Annotated in this window: 16 protein-coding genes and 1 riboswitch; of the genes, 2 read left to right on the forward strand and 14 right to left on the reverse strand. The window is 73.9% G+C overall.

Features of this window, described 5'->3' with window-relative positions; all coding sequences use genetic code 11:
• Positions 1–29 precede the first annotated feature (29 nt).
• The 4 genes from ACGFNF_RS07470 to thiE all read right to left on the reverse strand — a co-directional run bounded on the left by ACGFNF_RS07470 (position 30) and on the right by thiE (position 2806).
• On the reverse strand, positions 30–800 hold the full coding sequence (locus ACGFNF_RS07470; protein WP_088998377.1) for a thiazole synthase: 771 nt from the start codon (positions 798–800) through the stop codon (positions 30–32).
• Positions 801–804: 4 nt separating this feature from the next.
• The gene (thiS, locus tag ACGFNF_RS07475) at positions 805–1005 is read right to left on the reverse strand and encodes a sulfur carrier protein ThiS (RefSeq protein WP_132230919.1); all 201 of its coding nucleotides are present in this window, start codon (positions 1003–1005) and stop codon (positions 805–807) included.
• Complete coding sequence (gene thiO, locus ACGFNF_RS07480) at positions 996–2186, reverse strand: glycine oxidase ThiO (protein WP_393166476.1); 1191 nt, start codon at positions 2184–2186, stop codon at positions 996–998. Before thiO ends, thiS begins: the two co-directional genes overlap by 10 nt.
• Positions 2180–2806 carry a thiamine phosphate synthase gene (gene thiE / locus ACGFNF_RS07485; protein ID WP_393166478.1) on the reverse strand — a complete coding sequence of 209 codons (627 nt, stop codon included), beginning with the start codon at positions 2804–2806 and terminating at the stop codon, positions 2180–2182. Before thiE ends, thiO begins: the two co-directional genes overlap by 7 nt.
• Positions 2801–2909: riboswitch (TPP riboswitch) on the reverse strand. It overlaps the preceding gene by 6 nt.
• Positions 2910–3031: 122 nt before the next feature.
• Here thiE and ACGFNF_RS07490 point away from each other — a divergent pair.
• The gene (locus ACGFNF_RS07490) at positions 3032–3925 is read left to right on the forward strand and encodes a DUF559 domain-containing protein (RefSeq protein ID WP_393166480.1); all 894 of its coding nucleotides are present in this window, start codon (positions 3032–3034) and stop codon (positions 3923–3925) included.
• 392 nt (positions 3926–4317) lie between these two features.
• Here ACGFNF_RS07490 and ACGFNF_RS07495 read toward each other — a convergent pair whose 3' ends face one another.
• From ACGFNF_RS07495 to ACGFNF_RS07505, 3 genes are read right to left on the reverse strand one after another with little or no spacing between them, the layout of a single operon-like run.
• Positions 4318–5280, reverse strand: coding sequence for an aldo/keto reductase (locus ACGFNF_RS07495; protein ID WP_393166482.1), 963 nt, complete (start codon positions 5278–5280; stop codon positions 4318–4320).
• 30 nt (positions 5281–5310) lie between these two features.
• A complete protein-coding gene (locus ACGFNF_RS07500; RefSeq protein ID WP_393166483.1) occupies positions 5311–6990 on the reverse strand; it encodes an ABC-F family ATP-binding cassette domain-containing protein in 1680 nt (559 codons plus the stop codon).
• Between the two features lie 41 nt (positions 6991–7031).
• Positions 7032–7637 carry a methyltransferase gene (locus ACGFNF_RS07505; protein WP_357580667.1) on the reverse strand — a complete coding sequence of 202 codons (606 nt, stop codon included), beginning with the start codon at positions 7635–7637 and terminating at the stop codon, positions 7032–7034.
• A 314-nt stretch (positions 7638–7951) separates the two neighbouring features.
• Between ACGFNF_RS07505 and ACGFNF_RS07510 the strand changes: the two genes are divergently transcribed.
• The gene (locus ACGFNF_RS07510) at positions 7952–9124 is read left to right on the forward strand and encodes a hypothetical protein (protein ID WP_393166485.1); all 1173 of its coding nucleotides are present in this window, start codon (positions 7952–7954) and stop codon (positions 9122–9124) included.
• 79 nt (positions 9125–9203) lie between these two features.
• Here the strand turns inward: ACGFNF_RS07510 and ACGFNF_RS07515 are convergent, their stop codons facing one another.
• The 7 genes from ACGFNF_RS07515 to rpsM form a co-directional block, all read right to left on the reverse strand.
• A complete protein-coding gene (locus tag ACGFNF_RS07515) occupies positions 9204–10256 on the reverse strand; it encodes a P1 family peptidase (protein WP_393166487.1) in 1053 nt (350 codons plus the stop codon).
• Between the two features lie 60 nt (positions 10257–10316).
• Positions 10317–11147 (reverse strand): tRNA pseudouridine(38-40) synthase TruA, encoded by an 831-nt coding sequence (gene truA / locus ACGFNF_RS07520; protein WP_357580664.1) that lies wholly within the window; start codon positions 11145–11147, stop codon positions 10317–10319.
• A gap of 69 nt (positions 11148–11216) precedes the next feature.
• Entirely contained in the window at positions 11217–11777 is a 561-nt protein-coding gene (rplQ, locus tag ACGFNF_RS07525; RefSeq protein WP_132230911.1) for a 50S ribosomal protein L17, read from the reverse strand.
• Positions 11778–11811: 34 nt separating this feature from the next.
• Positions 11812–12834, reverse strand: a complete 1023-nt coding sequence (locus ACGFNF_RS07530) for a DNA-directed RNA polymerase subunit alpha (protein ID WP_013735931.1) — start codon at positions 12832–12834, stop codon at positions 11812–11814.
• Between the two features lie 98 nt (positions 12835–12932).
• Positions 12933–13559: a 30S ribosomal protein S4 gene (gene rpsD / locus ACGFNF_RS07535; protein ID WP_327029600.1), complete on the reverse strand. Its 627-nt coding sequence runs from the start codon at positions 13557–13559 to the stop codon at positions 12933–12935.
• A gap of 14 nt (positions 13560–13573) precedes the next feature.
• Positions 13574–13981: a 30S ribosomal protein S11 gene (gene rpsK, locus ACGFNF_RS07540; RefSeq protein WP_014440747.1), complete on the reverse strand. Its 408-nt coding sequence runs from the start codon at positions 13979–13981 to the stop codon at positions 13574–13576.
• Between the two features lie 17 nt (positions 13982–13998).
• The gene (rpsM, locus tag ACGFNF_RS07545) at positions 13999–14379 is read right to left on the reverse strand and encodes a 30S ribosomal protein S13 (RefSeq protein ID WP_088998365.1); all 381 of its coding nucleotides are present in this window, start codon (positions 14377–14379) and stop codon (positions 13999–14001) included.
• Positions 14380–14532 lie beyond the last annotated feature (153 nt).

The raw sequence follows: 14532 nt of genomic DNA on the forward strand, positions 1-14532 counted from the left end.
GCCGGGGGCGGGGGCGGGGGCGGGGTGGGTCACAGGTCCGGCCGTCCCTCGTCCGGGGTGGAGGCGAGCGCGTGGAAGCGGCGGGCGATCCGACCCGCCCCGTACGCGAGCCGGCCCGCCTCGACCGCGTACCGCATCGCGGTGGCCATCGCCACCGGGTCGGCGGCGCGGGTGACGGCGCTGGCGAGCAGCACCGCGTCGCAGCCCAGCTCCATGGCCAGCGCGGCGTCCGAGGCGGTGCCGATGCCGGCGTCCAGGATCACCGGCACGTCGACGCCCTGCCGGATCAGCCGGATGTGGTGCGGGTTCGACACGCCCAGGCCGGAGCCGATCGGCGCGCCCGCCGGCATCACCGCCGCGCAGCCGACGTCGGCCAGCCGGCGGGCCAGGATCGGGTCGTCCGACGTGTACGGCAGCACCACGAACCCGTCGTCGACGAGTTCCTCGGCGGCGCGCAGCAGCTCCACCCCGTCGGGCAGCAGCGTGCGCTCGTCGCCGATCACCTCCAGCTTCACCCAGTCCGTGCCGAACGCCTCCCGGGCCAGGTGCGCCACCTTGACCGCCTCGCCCGCCGTGTAGCAGCCGGCGGTGTTCGGCAGCAGCCGTACGCCGCACCGGTCCAGCAGGTCCAGCAGCCCGCCGGCGGTGCCGGGGGCGGTGTCGACGCGGCGCAGGGCCAGGGTGACGAGTTCGGTGCCGGAGGCACGGATGGCGTCCTCCAGCACGCGCAGGTTGGCCGCGCCGCCGGTGCCGAGGATCAGCCGGGACGTGAAGCTCACGCCGCCCAGGTCGAAGCTCACCGTGTCACCCGCCCTGGGCGGCGCTGAGCACCTCGACGCGGTCGCCGTCGCGCAGCACGGTCGCCGGCCAGCCCGTACGCGGCACCACCTCCCCGTTGACCGCGACGGCGAGGCCGCGCTGCTGGTCGGTGACCGCGCGGACCAGGTCCGCCACGGTCGAGCCGCCGGGCAGGCTGCGCCCGGCACCGTTCACCGTCAGTTCCACGTGTGCTCCTCCTCGGACGACAGGGGGCCGGACCGACCATCGGCGGCCATGACGCCCGGTTCCCCACCGGCCGCCCGCATCGCCCCGGCCACCGGCGACGGCGTGACCGGCGGCGGAAACCGGGCCGGGGTGAAGGGGGCGAGCAGTGGGTCCGCCACACCCGTGACGACCAGCTCGGCGATCAGGTCGGCGGTGACCGGGGTGAGCACGATGCCGTGCCGGTGGTGTCCGGTGGCGGCGAGCACGCCGGGCCGGCCGGGCAGCGGGCCGAGGATCGGGGCGTTGTCGGGGGTGCCGGGGCGCAGGCCGGCGAGCGCCTCCACCAGGTCGTACTCGGCCAGCTCCGGCAGCAGGTCGACGGCGGCGCGGAGCAGGCGCAGCACCGCCCCGGCGGACACGTCGGTGTCGGAGCGCTCCTCGACGGTCGCGCCCACCACCACCTCCCCGTCGGCGCGGGGCACGAGGTAGACGTGCTCGCCGTCGGCGTACCCCCGGATGACGTGCCGGAAGCCCGGCGCGCCGCCGCCGGGCGCGCGGAGCCGGACCACCTGCCCCTTCACCGGCCGCACGGGCAGCCCCGTCAGGACCGCCGCGCCGCAGCCGGCCGCGACCACGGTGACTGCGGCGTCCACGTCGGACAGGGAGCGCACGGCGGCGGGCACCAGCGTGGCGCCGGCCCGCTCGGCGGCTGTGCGCAGCGCGGGCACGAGCCGGCGCGGGTCGACCTGGTGGTCGGTTCCGGCGAGCGCGCCGCCGCGCACCCGGGGCGCCAGCGCCGGCTCGCGGTCCCGCAGCGCCGAGGGGCGCAGCGGCGTCACCGGCAGCCCGATCCCCTGCTGGTACGCCCACAGCCGGCGCGCCTCGGCCAGGTCGTCGGCGGTCAGCCCGACCATCAGGGTGCCCTCGGTCCGGTAGCCGGCGTCCACGCCCGTGGCGGCGGTCAGCTCGGCGGCGAAGGCCGGCCAGCGGGCGGCGGAGGCGGTCAGCAGCCCGGTCAGCTCGTGCTCGCCGAAGTACGCCTCGGCGACCGGGGCGAGCATCCCGGCGGCGACGTGGGACGCGCCGGAGCCCGGGGCGGGATCGTGCACGACGACCCGCAGTCCGCGCTGCGCGCAGCGCCAGGCGATCGCCAGCCCGACCGGTCCCGCCCCCACCACGGCGACGTCCGGTCGGTTCAGCACCCCAGCGCTCCCAGCAGCTCCGCCGTCGCCCGACCCGGATCCGCCGCCCCGGAGAGGGCCCCCACCACCGCCACCCCGTACGCCCCGGCGGCCAGCAGCGCGGGCACCTTCGCGGCGGTCACGCCGCCGATCGCGACGACGGGCACGTCCACGGCGTCGGCGACGGCGCGTACCCCGGCCGGGCCGATCGGCGCCGGCAGCCCCGCCTTGGTGCCGGTGGCGTGGCAGGGGCCCACGCCCAGGTAGCTGGCCCCGGCGGCGACCGCCTCGGCAGCCGTCCCCGGCTCGCGGGCCGTGGCACCGAGCACGGCGGTCGCGCCGAGCACCCCGCGGGCCGCCCCCACCGGCAGGTCGTCCGCGCCGACGTGCCCACCTGCGGCACCCGCCGCCAGCGCCACGTGCAGCCGGTCGTTCACCAGGCAGGTGACGTCGTACGGGGCACAGAGCGCGACCACCCGACGGGTCAGGTCGTACGCCTCCCGGTCGGTGGCGTCGTCCTCCACCCGGACCTGCACGACCAGTTCCGCGCGGGCCACCGCAAGGGCGGCCCGCAGCACGGTGAGCGGGTCCCGCCCGGGTCGGGTGTCGGTGATGAGATGCAGTCGCCCGAGGGACGGCACGGCAACACTCCTCCCTGCGCCGGCATTACCCGGATCAGGTTCGACGGTCGGGGGCTCACAGCCCCCCTCTCAGCCCGGTCCACCGGGCTCCCGTGGGTCACTTGCGGGTGTCACCGTACGACGGATCGCCGGATCCGCCAAGGTCGGGACGCGGATTTCACATCGACCGCCCGAACCCGAGGGACGGGGCGGCGGGTGACCGTCCCGTCACGCGACGCTGTCCGGATGCCCTCCGCCGCCCGGGTTCCACCCCGCCTGGCCTTCCTGCCGTTCCGGGCCAGCGCCGCCATCGCCGACGGCCTCCTGACCTGGACGATGCTGCGCGGGCCATCCTGGCGGCGCCTCCTGCCCGACGTCCACGTGCACCGTGACGGCTACCGCGCGGACGACCACCGGATGTGGTGCGACGCGGTCGCGCTGTCGCTGCCGGTCGGCGGGGCGATCGCCGGCCGCAGCGCCGCGTACCTGTGGGGCGTCGACCTGCTCCGCCGGGACGCGCCGGTCACCGTGCTGCTGCCACGCGCCGCGCGGATGCGCGCCCACCCACGTCTTCGGGTGCACCGGTCGGTGGTGCCGGATTCCGATCGCACCCGCCTCGGCGGGCTGCCCGTCACCACTCCCCTGCGCACCGCCTTCGACCTGGGCCGCCAGGCCCCTCGGGACGAGGCCCTGGTCGCCGTCGACGCGCTGCTGCACCGCCGGGTGGTGAAGCTCCCCGCACTACGCGCGTACGCCGACGCGCGGCCGGGCTGGCCCGGCCTGCCCCTGCTGCGGGAGATCCTGGCGCTGGCGGAATCCCCGATGGAGACCCGCCTACGGCTGCTCCTGCTCGACGCGGGATTGCCGCCCGCGATCGCCCAGCACGACGTGCGCGACGCCGACGGGCGCTTCGTCGGCCGGGTGGACCTGGCGTGGCCGACCCTGCGTGTCGCGGTCGAGTACGACGGCGACCACCACCGCGAGCGCGCCCATTTCCACCAGGACGTCGCCCGGCTGAACGCCCTGCGCGCGGCCGGCTGGATCGTCCTCCGCTTCACCGCCGACGACGTGCTCCGACACCCCACCCGCACCGCCGCCCTGGTGAGCCAGGCCCTCCGCGAGCGCCACCCCTCCGCCTGACCCCCGCCGCCAGGCCACGGGCAACCGGCCGGCCCGGCAGCCGGTAGGTAGGCCGAGTGGCCGGGTGGCCGGGTGGCCGGGTGGCCGGGTGGCCGGGTGGAACACCATGGGTGCCTCCGCCGCCCCTTGACACCCATGACGTTCCATCGACGGGTGCGGTAGGGGTGTGTCCCCCGATCTCGGGCACCGGCACCGGCACCCGCATCGGCATCGGCATCGGCATCGGTGGAACATGGCGGGTGTCTCCGAGGCCAGGTGACACCCATGACGTTCCACTCACCCACCCACAGACCCCACAGCCGGCAGTCGCCGGGGTGACGGGTGGCGCACCGCCCCCCGATGGCGCACCACCCGCGATGCCGCAGTGCTGCGGTGTCCGGGCGAGTGGAGGCTCAGAAGGTTGCGCGCAGGGCTTCGAGGTCCTCGTCGGTGGGCTGCCAGGTGCCCGCCGCCGCGTTGGCGCGTACCTGCTCGGGCGTGGTGGCACCGGCGATCACCGAGGTCACCGCCGGCTGGGCGGCCAGCCCGCCGATCGCCACCTGGAGCATCGACAGTCCCCGTTCGGCGGCGTACGCCTCGATCGCCTCGATGGTGTCCCAGTCGGCGGCGGCGAGCCGTTCGGCGTACCGGCCGCCACCGGCGAGGCGGCTGCCTGCCGGCGGGGTCTCGTTGCGCTTGTACTTGCCGGTGAGCAGCCCGTTGGCGAGCGGGAAGAACGGCAGCAGCCCGAGGCCGAAGCGCTCGCACGCCGGCACCACCTCGGCCTCGACGCCGCGCTCCAGCAGGCTGTAGTGGTTCTGTGCGCTGATGAACCGGGACCGTCCGTTCGACGAGGCCACCCAGTCGGCGTCGGCGATCTGCCAGCCGGCGAAGTTGGAGTTGCCCAGGTAGCGGACCTTGCCGGCGCGGACGAGGTCGTCGAGCGCGGCGAGCGTCTCGTCGATCGGGGTGCCCGGGTCGGGTTCGTGCATCTGGTACAGGTCGATGTGATCGGTGCCGAGCCGACGCAGCGACGCCTCCACCGCCCGGGCGATGTAGCGGCGGGCGCCCCGGGCGCCGAAGTCGGGGCCGTTCATGCCGTTCATGTCCATGCCGAACTTGGTGGCCACCACCACGTCGTCGCGCCGGCCCTTGAGCGCCTGGCCCAGCAGTTCCTCGGAGCCGCCCTGCGGCTCTCCGTAGATGTCGGCGGTGTCGAAGAAGTTGATCCCGGCGTCGAGCGCGGCGTCGACCACCGCCCGGGTGCCGTCGAGGTCGAGCTTGCGGCCGAAGTTGTTGCAGCCGACGCCGACCACGGACACCACGAGCCCGGAGTCGCCCAACCGGCGGAAATTCATCTCAGTCACGAGATCCACCCTATGCCGGCCGGTCCGGGGCGGCGGGAGTCACGCCACGTCCCAGACCGGCTCCGGTGTCTCCACCACCTCGTTGTCGCCCCGGAAGAGCACGAACCGGTCGAAGGTGCGGGTGAACCAGCGGTCGTGGGTCACCGCCACCACGGTCCCCTCGAACGCGGTCAGCCCGGCCTCCAGCGCCTCCGCCGAGGCCAGGTCGAGGTTGTCGGTGGGCTCGTCGAGCAGCAGCAGCGTCGCGCCGGACAGCTCCAGCAGCAGCACCAGGAAGCGCGCCTGCTGACCGCCGGAGAGCGTGCCGAAGCGCTGGTCGCCCTGCCCCGCCAGCTCGTACCGGCTCAGCGCCGCCATCGCGGCGTGCCGGTCCATGCCGGTCCGGTGCTCGTCGCCCCGCCAGAGGATCTCGACGAGGGTCTTCGTCATCAGTTCCGGCCGGTCGTGGGTCTGCGAGAAGTGCCCGGGGCGCACGCGCGCGCCGAGCCGGGCCACCCCGTCGTGCACCACCGGCGCGAGCGCGGCGGCGCCGTCGACCGGCCCGTTGGCCGGGTCGGGGTCGGTGCCGCCCCGGGCGAGCAGCCGCAGGAAGTGCGACTTGCCCGTGCCGTTGGCGCCGAGCACCGCGACCCGGTCGCCGTACCAGATCTCCAGGTCGAACGGGAAGGTCAGGCCGTCGAGCTCCAGCTGCTCGCAGATCACCGCGCGCTTGCCGGTCCGCCCGCCGGTGAGCTGCATCCGGATGTCCTGGTCCTTCGGCGGTACGGGCGGCGGCCCGGCCTCCTCGAACTTGCGCAACCGGGTCTGCGCGGCCTGGTAGCGCGACGCCAGCCCGTCGTTGTACGCGGCCTTCTGCTTGTACATCAGCATCAGCTCGCGCAGCTTCTGGTGCTCCTCGTCCCACCGCCTGCGCAGCTCGTCGAGGCGGGCGTGCCGGGCCAGCCGGGCGGAGTGCCAGCTCGCGAAGCCGCCCGGGTGCACCCAGGCGCTGCCACCCTCCACGGCGACCACCCGGTCGGCGGTCTGGGCGAGCAGCTCCCGGTCGTGCGAGACGTAGAGCACCGACTTGGTCGACTCCCGCAGCCGCCCCTCCAGCCACCGTTTGCCGGGCACGTCGAGGAAGTTGTCCGGCTCGTCGAGGAGCAGCACCTCGTCGGGGCCGCGCAGCAGCAGTTCGAGGGCGAAGCGCTTCTGCTGACCGCCGGACAGGGTCCGGACGGGTCGTTCCCGGGCGCTCTCCCAGGGCAGGCCGAGCACGATGGTGGCGACCGTGTCGAAGAGCACCTCGGCGTCGTACCCGCCGACCTCGCCCCAGGCCGCGAGCGCGTCCGCGTACGCCAGCTGGGCCTTGCCGGCGGCGGTGCTGTACTTGCCGCGGACCTCGGCGGCGCGCATGGCCGCCTCGGTCTCGACCAGCCGGCGGCCGGCGTCGCGCAGCGCGGGCGGGGCCAGCGACAGGGCCAGGTCGGCCAGCGTCGACTCGTCGCCGATCATTCCGATGAACTGGCGCATCACGCCCAGCCCGCCGGCGCGCGCGATCGCGCCGGTCTTCACCGGCAGGTCGCCGGCGACCATCCGCAGCAACGTCGTCTTGCCCGCGCCGTTCGGCCCGACCAGGGCCACCTTGGCACCCTCCCCGACCCGGAACGACACGTCAGAGAAGAGTTCCCGGCCGTCGGGAAGGATGTGCCCGACCGCTGCCACGTCCACGTATCCCACGTCGGCATCCTGCCCGAGCACGGGCCGGGCGGCCCAACCAATTACCGGGTGACCCGCAGCACCCGGTAGCCCTTCTGGCTGGCGTGGCGCCCCACCTGCCAGCCCTGCTCGACCAGCCAGCGCTGCAACGAGTCCCCGCCGAGGTAGCGGGCCACCACCAGCCAGGCGACACCGTCCGGGGCGAGCCGGGGCAGCCAGCGCAGCAGGATCGCGTGCAGCTCGTCCTTGCCGACGTGGATCGGGGGGTTGGACCAGATCTCCGCGAAGGTCAGCTCGGCGGGTACGTCGTCCGGCGCGGCGACGTGCACCCGGTCGGCCGCACCGACCCGCGCGGCGTTGGCCGCGGTGAGCTCCCGGGCCCGTTCGTTGACGTCGACGGCCCACACGGTCGCCGTGGGGGCGGAATCCGCGAGTACGCAGGTGATCGGGCCGAAGCCGCAGCCGAGGTCGAGCAGGGCGCCGGTGGTGTCGGTGGCCGGCAGGTCGGCCTTGCGCAGCAGCACGGCCGTGCCGGGGTCGAGGCGGGCGGCGGAGAAGACCCCGGCGGAGGAGGCCAGGGTGTAGTCGCGGCCGGCGACGGAGAACTCGACCTCGCGCGGGTTGGCGGCGGTCGTCGGTTCAGCGGTGAAGTAGTGTTCGCCGGTCACGCCGGCAATTCTCGCACCGCCGCCGCCCACGCCGTCGCGGGCCCGACCCGGCACGGCCCGGCACAGGCTCGCCACGTCGGCGCGGGCCCGGCACAGCCAACGCAGGCCCGGCACAGGCTCGCCACGTCGGCGCGGCCCCGGCTCAGCCAACGCAGGCCCGGCGCGGCCCAGGCGCGCCACGCCGACGGAGGCCCTGGCAGGTCCGGCACGCCGGCACAGGCTCGGCGCCGGTGCCCAGCACGAGCCGAAACGACTCCGCCCACAATTTCCTATTATTAGCACCTAAAGGGACAATGCCTCCTACTCTGGGCGGCATGGTGTATCGGTACGAGTCCGATGAGGACGCATTCATGGAGTACCCGGAGCCCGGGTCCGACGGGCCGGTGCTCGGTGCTGGTCCGCCTCCCCCCGCCGGCCCCTCCCCTTCCCGCTTCCCGACGCCGTCGCTGCCCCGCGCCAACCGGGTCGTGCTGCCCTCCGCCGCGCCGGAGCCGGTCCGGGCCGCGGCGCAGGTGTCGCCGCCGCCCGTCGCGCCGGAGCCGGTCCGCGCCGCGGTGCAGGTGTCGCCACCGCCGTCCGCCCACGTGCGGGCGCCCGCCGAGGGGCAGTCGCCGACCCGACCGCCCGCGCCGGTCGAGCCCCCTCCGCCGATCGCGCCGGCCGCGCCGGCCGCGCCGGTCGAGCCGCCGCCCTCAGCCGGGCGGTCGCAGCGGGGTGGCGGCGGCAGGTGGTGGCAGGTCGTGGTCGGCGGCGCGGCCGTCCTCGCGCTGCTGGCGCTCTGCGGCCTCGGTGCCGCCGCCCTGCTGGCCGAGCGCAACGGGACGCCGCAGAACACGCCCACCTCCCGGCCGGAGGCGGCCGAGTCCGCCGACGTCGAGGCGCAGCCGCTCGACTCGCGGGACACCGACCAGGCGCCGCTGACCGCCAAGGAACTCTTCCCCGGCAAGCAGCTCGTCGTCGCGGACGGGGAGCCCGCCTACAAGGTGTTGAAGAGCCAGTCCAGCGCCGCCTGCGCGGTGGCGGCCACCGGAGAGGTCGCCGACCTGCTGGTCCGCCTCGGCTGCACCCAGGTGGTCCGGGCCACGCTGCGGACGCCCGACGGCGGCCACCTCGTCACCACCGGCTTGTTCAACCTGACCGACCGGGCCAACGCCGAACGCGCCCGGGACCGGATCCGGCTGCTGCTCGACGAGCGGGAGGGCCGGTTCCGGGGCATGGCGGCCGACGAGGACAGCGCGGCCATCGCCACCGCGCCGGCCCGCGTCGGCTGGCAGGTGCGCGGCCACTACCTCGCGTACGCGGTGGTCACCCGCAGCGACGGCGAGACGATCAGGTCCGGCGACACGAAGGCCCGGGAGATCCTCTTCGACATGATCGAGCTGCACCTCAACCGGGGCGTGCTGGAGCGCCGGGCGGACGGCGGCACGGCCGGCCAGCCGACCGACGGGGGCGCGAGCGACACCGGCAGGCAGGACGGGGGCGACTGACCGGGCCGCGACGGCGAGCGCGCGCAACGGGTACGTGGGCCACGGCCGCGTACCCGTTCCGCGTCCCGCCACCGGCCGCCTACGTCCGGAGCTCGACCCGGTGTGCCCGCAACAGGTCGAGCATCCGGGCGTGCGGGACCGCGTACTTGACCCGCCCCTTGACGCCGACGGTGGTGCGCGCCATGAACAGCGAGTTCAGCAGTGCCTCCTCCGTGGCCTCCAGCACCGCCGCGAAGACCGGCTCCAGGTCGGACTCCGGCGCCGTCGGCGCCTGCGTGTCGGCGGTGGAGAACGCCAGGGCGTAGTCGCCGCTGCCGCCGGCGAAGTCCGAACCGACCCGCGCCATGGCGAAGATGGCCCGGCGGGCCACCCGACCCAGTTGCCGCGCGTCGAGGCGGCCGTCCGTGGCGACCACGATGACACAGGAGTTCCCCGGTTGCTCCGGCCGGCCCGGCAGCGACAGGCTAGGCACCCCCACCTGCTCGGGCCGGATCGGCACCCCGCACACCTGTAGCAGGCCGGAGAAGTTGGACTGCACCAGCACACCGACGGTGACGGCGCCCCGGGAGGTCGTGGCGAGCCGCGAGGACGTGCCGATGCCGGCCTTGAAGCCGAGGGCGGCCGTGCCCGTACCGGCGCCGACGGCACCCTCCGCGGGCAGTCCGCCGCGGGCCTCCGCCAGCGCCGCGAGGACGTGCTGCTCCCGCACCGGCCGCGCCCGGATGTCGGACAGGAACCCGTCGTTGGTCTCCGCCACCACCGGGTTCAGCGACTCGACCGTCTCCCGGCCCGGCTGCCCGAGCATGTACGTGACCAGCGCGTCCGCGGCCCGGAACGTCGACAGCGTCGCGGTCAGCACCACCGGCGTCTCGATCTCGCCCAGCTCGGCCACCTGGGTCGAGCCGACCATCTTGCCGTGCCCGTTGCCCACGAACAGCCCCGCGGGCAGCGACCGGCGGTCGGTCAGCTGGTCCGGGACGATCGCCGTCACCCCGCTGCGGATGCCGTCCCCCTCGACCAGCGTGGTGTGGCCCACCCGTACGCCGGGCACGTCGGTGACGGCGTTCAGCGGTCCCGTCGGCAGCGTCCCGACGACGATGCCGAGGTCCCGTCCACGGCGAGGTTCCTGCACGGCTTCCACTCCCTTGACGCTCGACGATGCTGGCCGGGTACCGGGGCCTGGGCCGGGCGGTCAGCCCTCCACGGGTACGCGCAGCTGCCGGGTCGCCTCGGCGCGGCGGGCGTACTCGGCCGGGTCCTCGGGGTAGCCGACGGCGACCAGGGTCAGCCCGTGCGCCGGCGCCACGGTCACCTCGCTGGAGCGTTCCCGGCGGGCCAGCAGGCTGCCCGGCCACTCGGCCGGCCGGCGCCCGTCGCCGGCGACCAGCATGGCGCCGACGAGGCTGCGCACCATCGCCTGGCAGAACGCGTCGGCCTGCACGGTGGCCACGAGGATCCCGTCCGGGTCCCGCCGCCAGTCCAGCCGGGTCACCTCGCGCAGCGTGGTGGCGTTCTCCTTGCGCCGGCAGTACGCGGCGAAGTCGTGCTCCCCCACCAGCCCGGCGGCGGCGGCGTTCAACGCGGCCAGGTCGAGCGGCTTCGGCCAGGCCAGGATCTCGTGCCGGCGCAGCGGCTCGGCACCCCAGGTGGCGTCGGTGACCCGGTACTCGTAGCGGCGGAAGGTGGCCGAGAACCGGGCGTCGAAGTCGGCGGGCACCTCGGCCATCGCGCGTACCCGGACGTCGGTGGGGAGCAGCCGGGCCAGTCGGCGCAGCAGCCGTCCGTCGTGTTCCCGCCACACGGCGGCCGGCAGGTCGAGGTGGCAGACCTGCCCGGTGGCGTGCACCCCGGCGTCGGTGCGGCCCGCCACGGTCAGGCCGGTCGCCGTACCCGCGCCGAGGACCAGGTCGAGGGTCTCCACGAGCACCCCGGCGACCGTGCGCCGGGTGGGCTGGGCGGCCCAGCCGGAGAAGCCCGACCCGTCGTACGCGACGTCCAGCCGCAGCCGGGTGCGCTCGTCCACTCGTACCTCCGCCTCACGGGTCGGGCCCGGCACCCCACGAAGGGGTGCCGGGCCCGACGGTGGCCTGGATCAGGCCTTGTCGTTCTCGCCGGCCTCGTCGCTGTCCTCGCGGGCGGCGGCGGTGTCGCCGGACGCCGACACGGGCGCCTCGGCGTCCTGGTCGCCCGAGTTCGACTTCGGGGCCTCCTCGGCCGGGGCGAGTGCCTCGACCTTGTCCTGCTGCGCGGCCTTGCGGGCGGCGGTCTTCTTGTTCGCCTTCGGCTCGGCGACCTGAAGCTCCTCGACCAGCTCGATGATCGCCATCGGCGCGTTGTCACCCTTGCGCGGACCGGTCTTCACGATCCGGGTGTAGCCACCGTTGCGGGTGGCGAACCGGGGGGCGATCTGGTCGAACAGGGCGTAGACCACGTCCTTGTCCTTGACGACGCCCAGCACCCGCCGGCGGGACGCCAGGTCGCCGCGCTTGGCCTTGGTGATGAGCTGCTCGGCCAGCGGACGCAGCCGCCGGGCCTTCGTCTCGGTGGTCTTGATCTTGCCGTGCTGGAACAGCGCAGTGGCCAGGTTGGCCAGCATCAGCCGCTCGTGCGCGGGGCTGCCGCCGAGGCGGGGGCCCTTGGTGGGCGTGGGCATGCTTGGTGCTCCTCAGGTGTGGCGGCAGCGCGGACTAGAGCTGCTCGGTCTCGCGATAGTCGTCGGTGTCGTAGTCGGCCTCGCCGAAGGCGTCCACGACGTGCGCCGGGTCGAAGTTCGGGGCCGAGTCCTTCAGCCCCAGACCCATCCCGGCGAGCTTCATCTTGACCTCGTCGATCGACTTCTGCCCGAAGTTGCGGATGTCGAGGAGGTCGGCCTCGGTACGCCCGATGAGCTCACCAACGGAGTTGATGCCCTCGCGCTTGAGGCAGTTGTAGGAGCGGACGGTCAGGTCCAGCTCCTCGATCGGCAGCGCCAGGTCGGCCGCGAGCTGGGCGTCCTGCGGGGACGGCCCGATGTCGATGCCCTCGGCGGTCTCGTCCAGCTCCCGGGCCAGACCGAACAGCTCCACCAGCGTCGAGCCGGCGGAGGCCAGCGCGGTACGCGGGCCCATCGACGGCTTGGTCTCGACGTCGATGATCAGCCGGTCGAAGTCGGTCCGCTGCTCGACACGGGTCGCCTCGACGCGGTACGTCACCTTCAGCACCGGCGAGTAGATCGAGTCGACCGGGATCCGGCCGATCTCGGCGCCGGCCTGCTTGTTCTGCGCCGCCGTGACGTAGCCGCGACCCCGCTCGACGGTCAGCTCCATGTCGAGCCGGCCCTTGCCGTTGAGGGTGGCGAGCTTCAGGTCCGGGTTGTGCACCGAGACGCCGGCCGGCGGCTGGATGTCGCCCGCCGTCACGTCGCCCGGGCCCTGCTTGCGCAGGTACATGCTGACCGGCTCGTCGTGCTCGGAGCTGACGCACAGCTCCTTGATGTTCATGACGAGCTCGACCACGTCCTCCTTGACACCGGGGATCGTGGTGAACTCGTGCAGCACGCCGTCGATCTTGATCGAGGTGACCGCCGCACCCGGGATCGACGACAGCAGCGTGCGCCGCAGCGAGTTGCCCAGGGTGTACCCGAAGCCCGGCTCCAGCGGCTCGATGGTGAACCGGGACCGGGTCTCGTTGATCGACTCCTCGGAGAGAGTCGGTCGCTGGCTGATGAGCATGTCTTCTCTTCTCTTCCGGGGCGCCCGCCATATGACGCCCACGACAAAGTGTTCCGGTGGCCCGCCCCGGAAGGGCGGGCCACCGCAACGAGCTCCGACTACTTGGAGTAGAGCTCGACGATCAGCTGCTCCTGGACCTGCGTGTCGATGACCTGGCGGGCCGGGAGCGAGTGCACGAGCACCTTCATCTGGCTGGGGATAGCCTCCAGCCACGCCGGAACCGACTTCGAGCCGGCCTGAGCCTGCGCGACGATGAACGGGGTGAGCTCCTTGCTCTTGCCCCGGACCTCGATGATGTCGTGCTCCTTGACGCGGAACGACGGGATGTCGACCTTCTTGCCGTTCACGGTGAAGTGGCCGTGCTTGACCAGCTGGCGGGCCATGTCCCGGGACTGGGCGTAGCCGGCCCGGTAGACCACGTTGTCCAGCCGCGACTCGAGGATCTGCAGGAGAACCTCGCCGGTCTTGGCCTTCTTGCCCACGGCCTCTTCGTAGTAGCCGCGGAACTGCTTCTCCAGCACGCCGTACACGCGGCGGGCCTTCTGCTTCTCACGGAGCTGGAGCAGGTACTCCGTCTCCTTCGTGCGGCCGCGGCCGTGCTGCCCGGGCGGGAACGGCCGGGACTCGAACGGGCACTTCGGACCATCGCACTTGCTGCCCTTGAGGAACAGCTTCATCTTCTCCCGCCGGCAACGGCGGCAGTCAGCACCGGTGTAACGAGCCATCTCTCTCTAACCTCTCAGACCCGGCGACGCTTCGGCGGACGGCACCCGTTGTGCGGCTGCGGCGTGACGTCGGAGATCTGCCCGACCTCGAGCCCGGCTGCCTGCAGCGAACGGATGGCGGTCTCCCGGCCGGAGCCGGGTCCCTTGACGAACACGTCGACCTTGCGCATGCCGTGCTCCATCGCCCGACGCGCCGCGGCCTCGGCGGCCAGCTGCGCGGCGAACGGGGTCGACTTGCGGGAGCCCTTGAAGCCCACCTGGCCCGAGGAGGCCCAGGAGATGACCGCACCGGTCGGGTCGGTGATCGACACGATGGTGTTGTTGAAGGTGCTCTTGATGTGCGCCTGCCCGTGGGCGACGTTCTTGCGTTCCTTGCGCCGGACCTTCTTGACAGCGGCTCCGGCACGAGCCTTCGGTGGCATAAGTCTGTGCGCTCCTATTACTTCTTGCCGGGCTTCTTCTTGCCGGCGACGGTCCGCTTCGGGCCCTTGCGGGTCCGCGCGTTGGTCTTGGTCCGCTGGCCACGAACGGGCAGGCCCCGGCGGTGCCGGATACCCGCGTAGCAGCCGATCTCGACCTTGCGGCGGATGTCAGCGGCGACCTCGCGGCGCAGGTCGCCTTCAACCTTGTAGTTGCCCTCGATGTGGTTACGGAGCTGGACCAGCTCCTCGTCCGTGAGGTCCCGGACGCGCTTGTCCGGCGAGATGCCGGTGGCAGAGAGCGTCTCCAGGGCCCGGGTGCGACCCACGCCGAAGATGTAGGTGAGCGCGATCTCCATCCGCTTCTCGCGGGGGAGGTCGACGCCGACTAGACGTGCCATGTGCGGGCGTACTCCTCGTGATGTTCTGGCGGAGGTGTGGACCCGTCCCACCCCGCTACCGACCGTTCCGTCACCGGCGTCGTGCGCCGGCGACCAGGTCGGTCGCTGCCCGAGCGGGCCCCGGCCTCCGACCGGGGGTCAACCACGATGAGG

It is taken from the genome of Micromonospora sp. NPDC048868, from assembly GCF_043198195.1.
GTDB classification, from domain to species: domain Bacteria; phylum Actinomycetota; class Actinomycetes; order Mycobacteriales; family Micromonosporaceae; genus Micromonospora; species Micromonospora reichwaldensis.

Excerpts from the sequence above, each read along its gene's own strand:
- ACGFNF_RS07490 (WP_393166480.1), top strand. The coding sequence starts at position 3,032 with ATGCCCTCCGCCGCCCGGGTTCCACCCCGCCTGGCCTTCCTGCCGTTC.
- ACGFNF_RS07510 (WP_393166485.1), top strand. The coding sequence starts at position 7,952 with ATGGTGTATCGGTACGAGTCCGATGAGGACGCATTCATGGAGTACCCG.
- rplQ (WP_132230911.1), bottom strand. The coding sequence starts at position 11,777 with ATGCCCACGCCCACCAAGGGCCCCCGCCTCGGCGGCAGCCCCGCGCAC.
- ACGFNF_RS07530 (WP_013735931.1), bottom strand. The coding sequence starts at position 12,834 with ATGCTCATCAGCCAGCGACCGACTCTCTCCGAGGAGTCGATCAACGAG.
- rpsD (WP_327029600.1), bottom strand. The coding sequence starts at position 13,559 with ATGGCTCGTTACACCGGTGCTGACTGCCGCCGTTGCCGGCGGGAGAAG.
- rpsK (WP_014440747.1), bottom strand. The coding sequence starts at position 13,981 with ATGCCACCGAAGGCTCGTGCCGGAGCCGCTGTCAAGAAGGTCCGGCGC.
- rpsM (WP_088998365.1), bottom strand. The coding sequence starts at position 14,379 with ATGGCACGTCTAGTCGGCGTCGACCTCCCCCGCGAGAAGCGGATGGAG.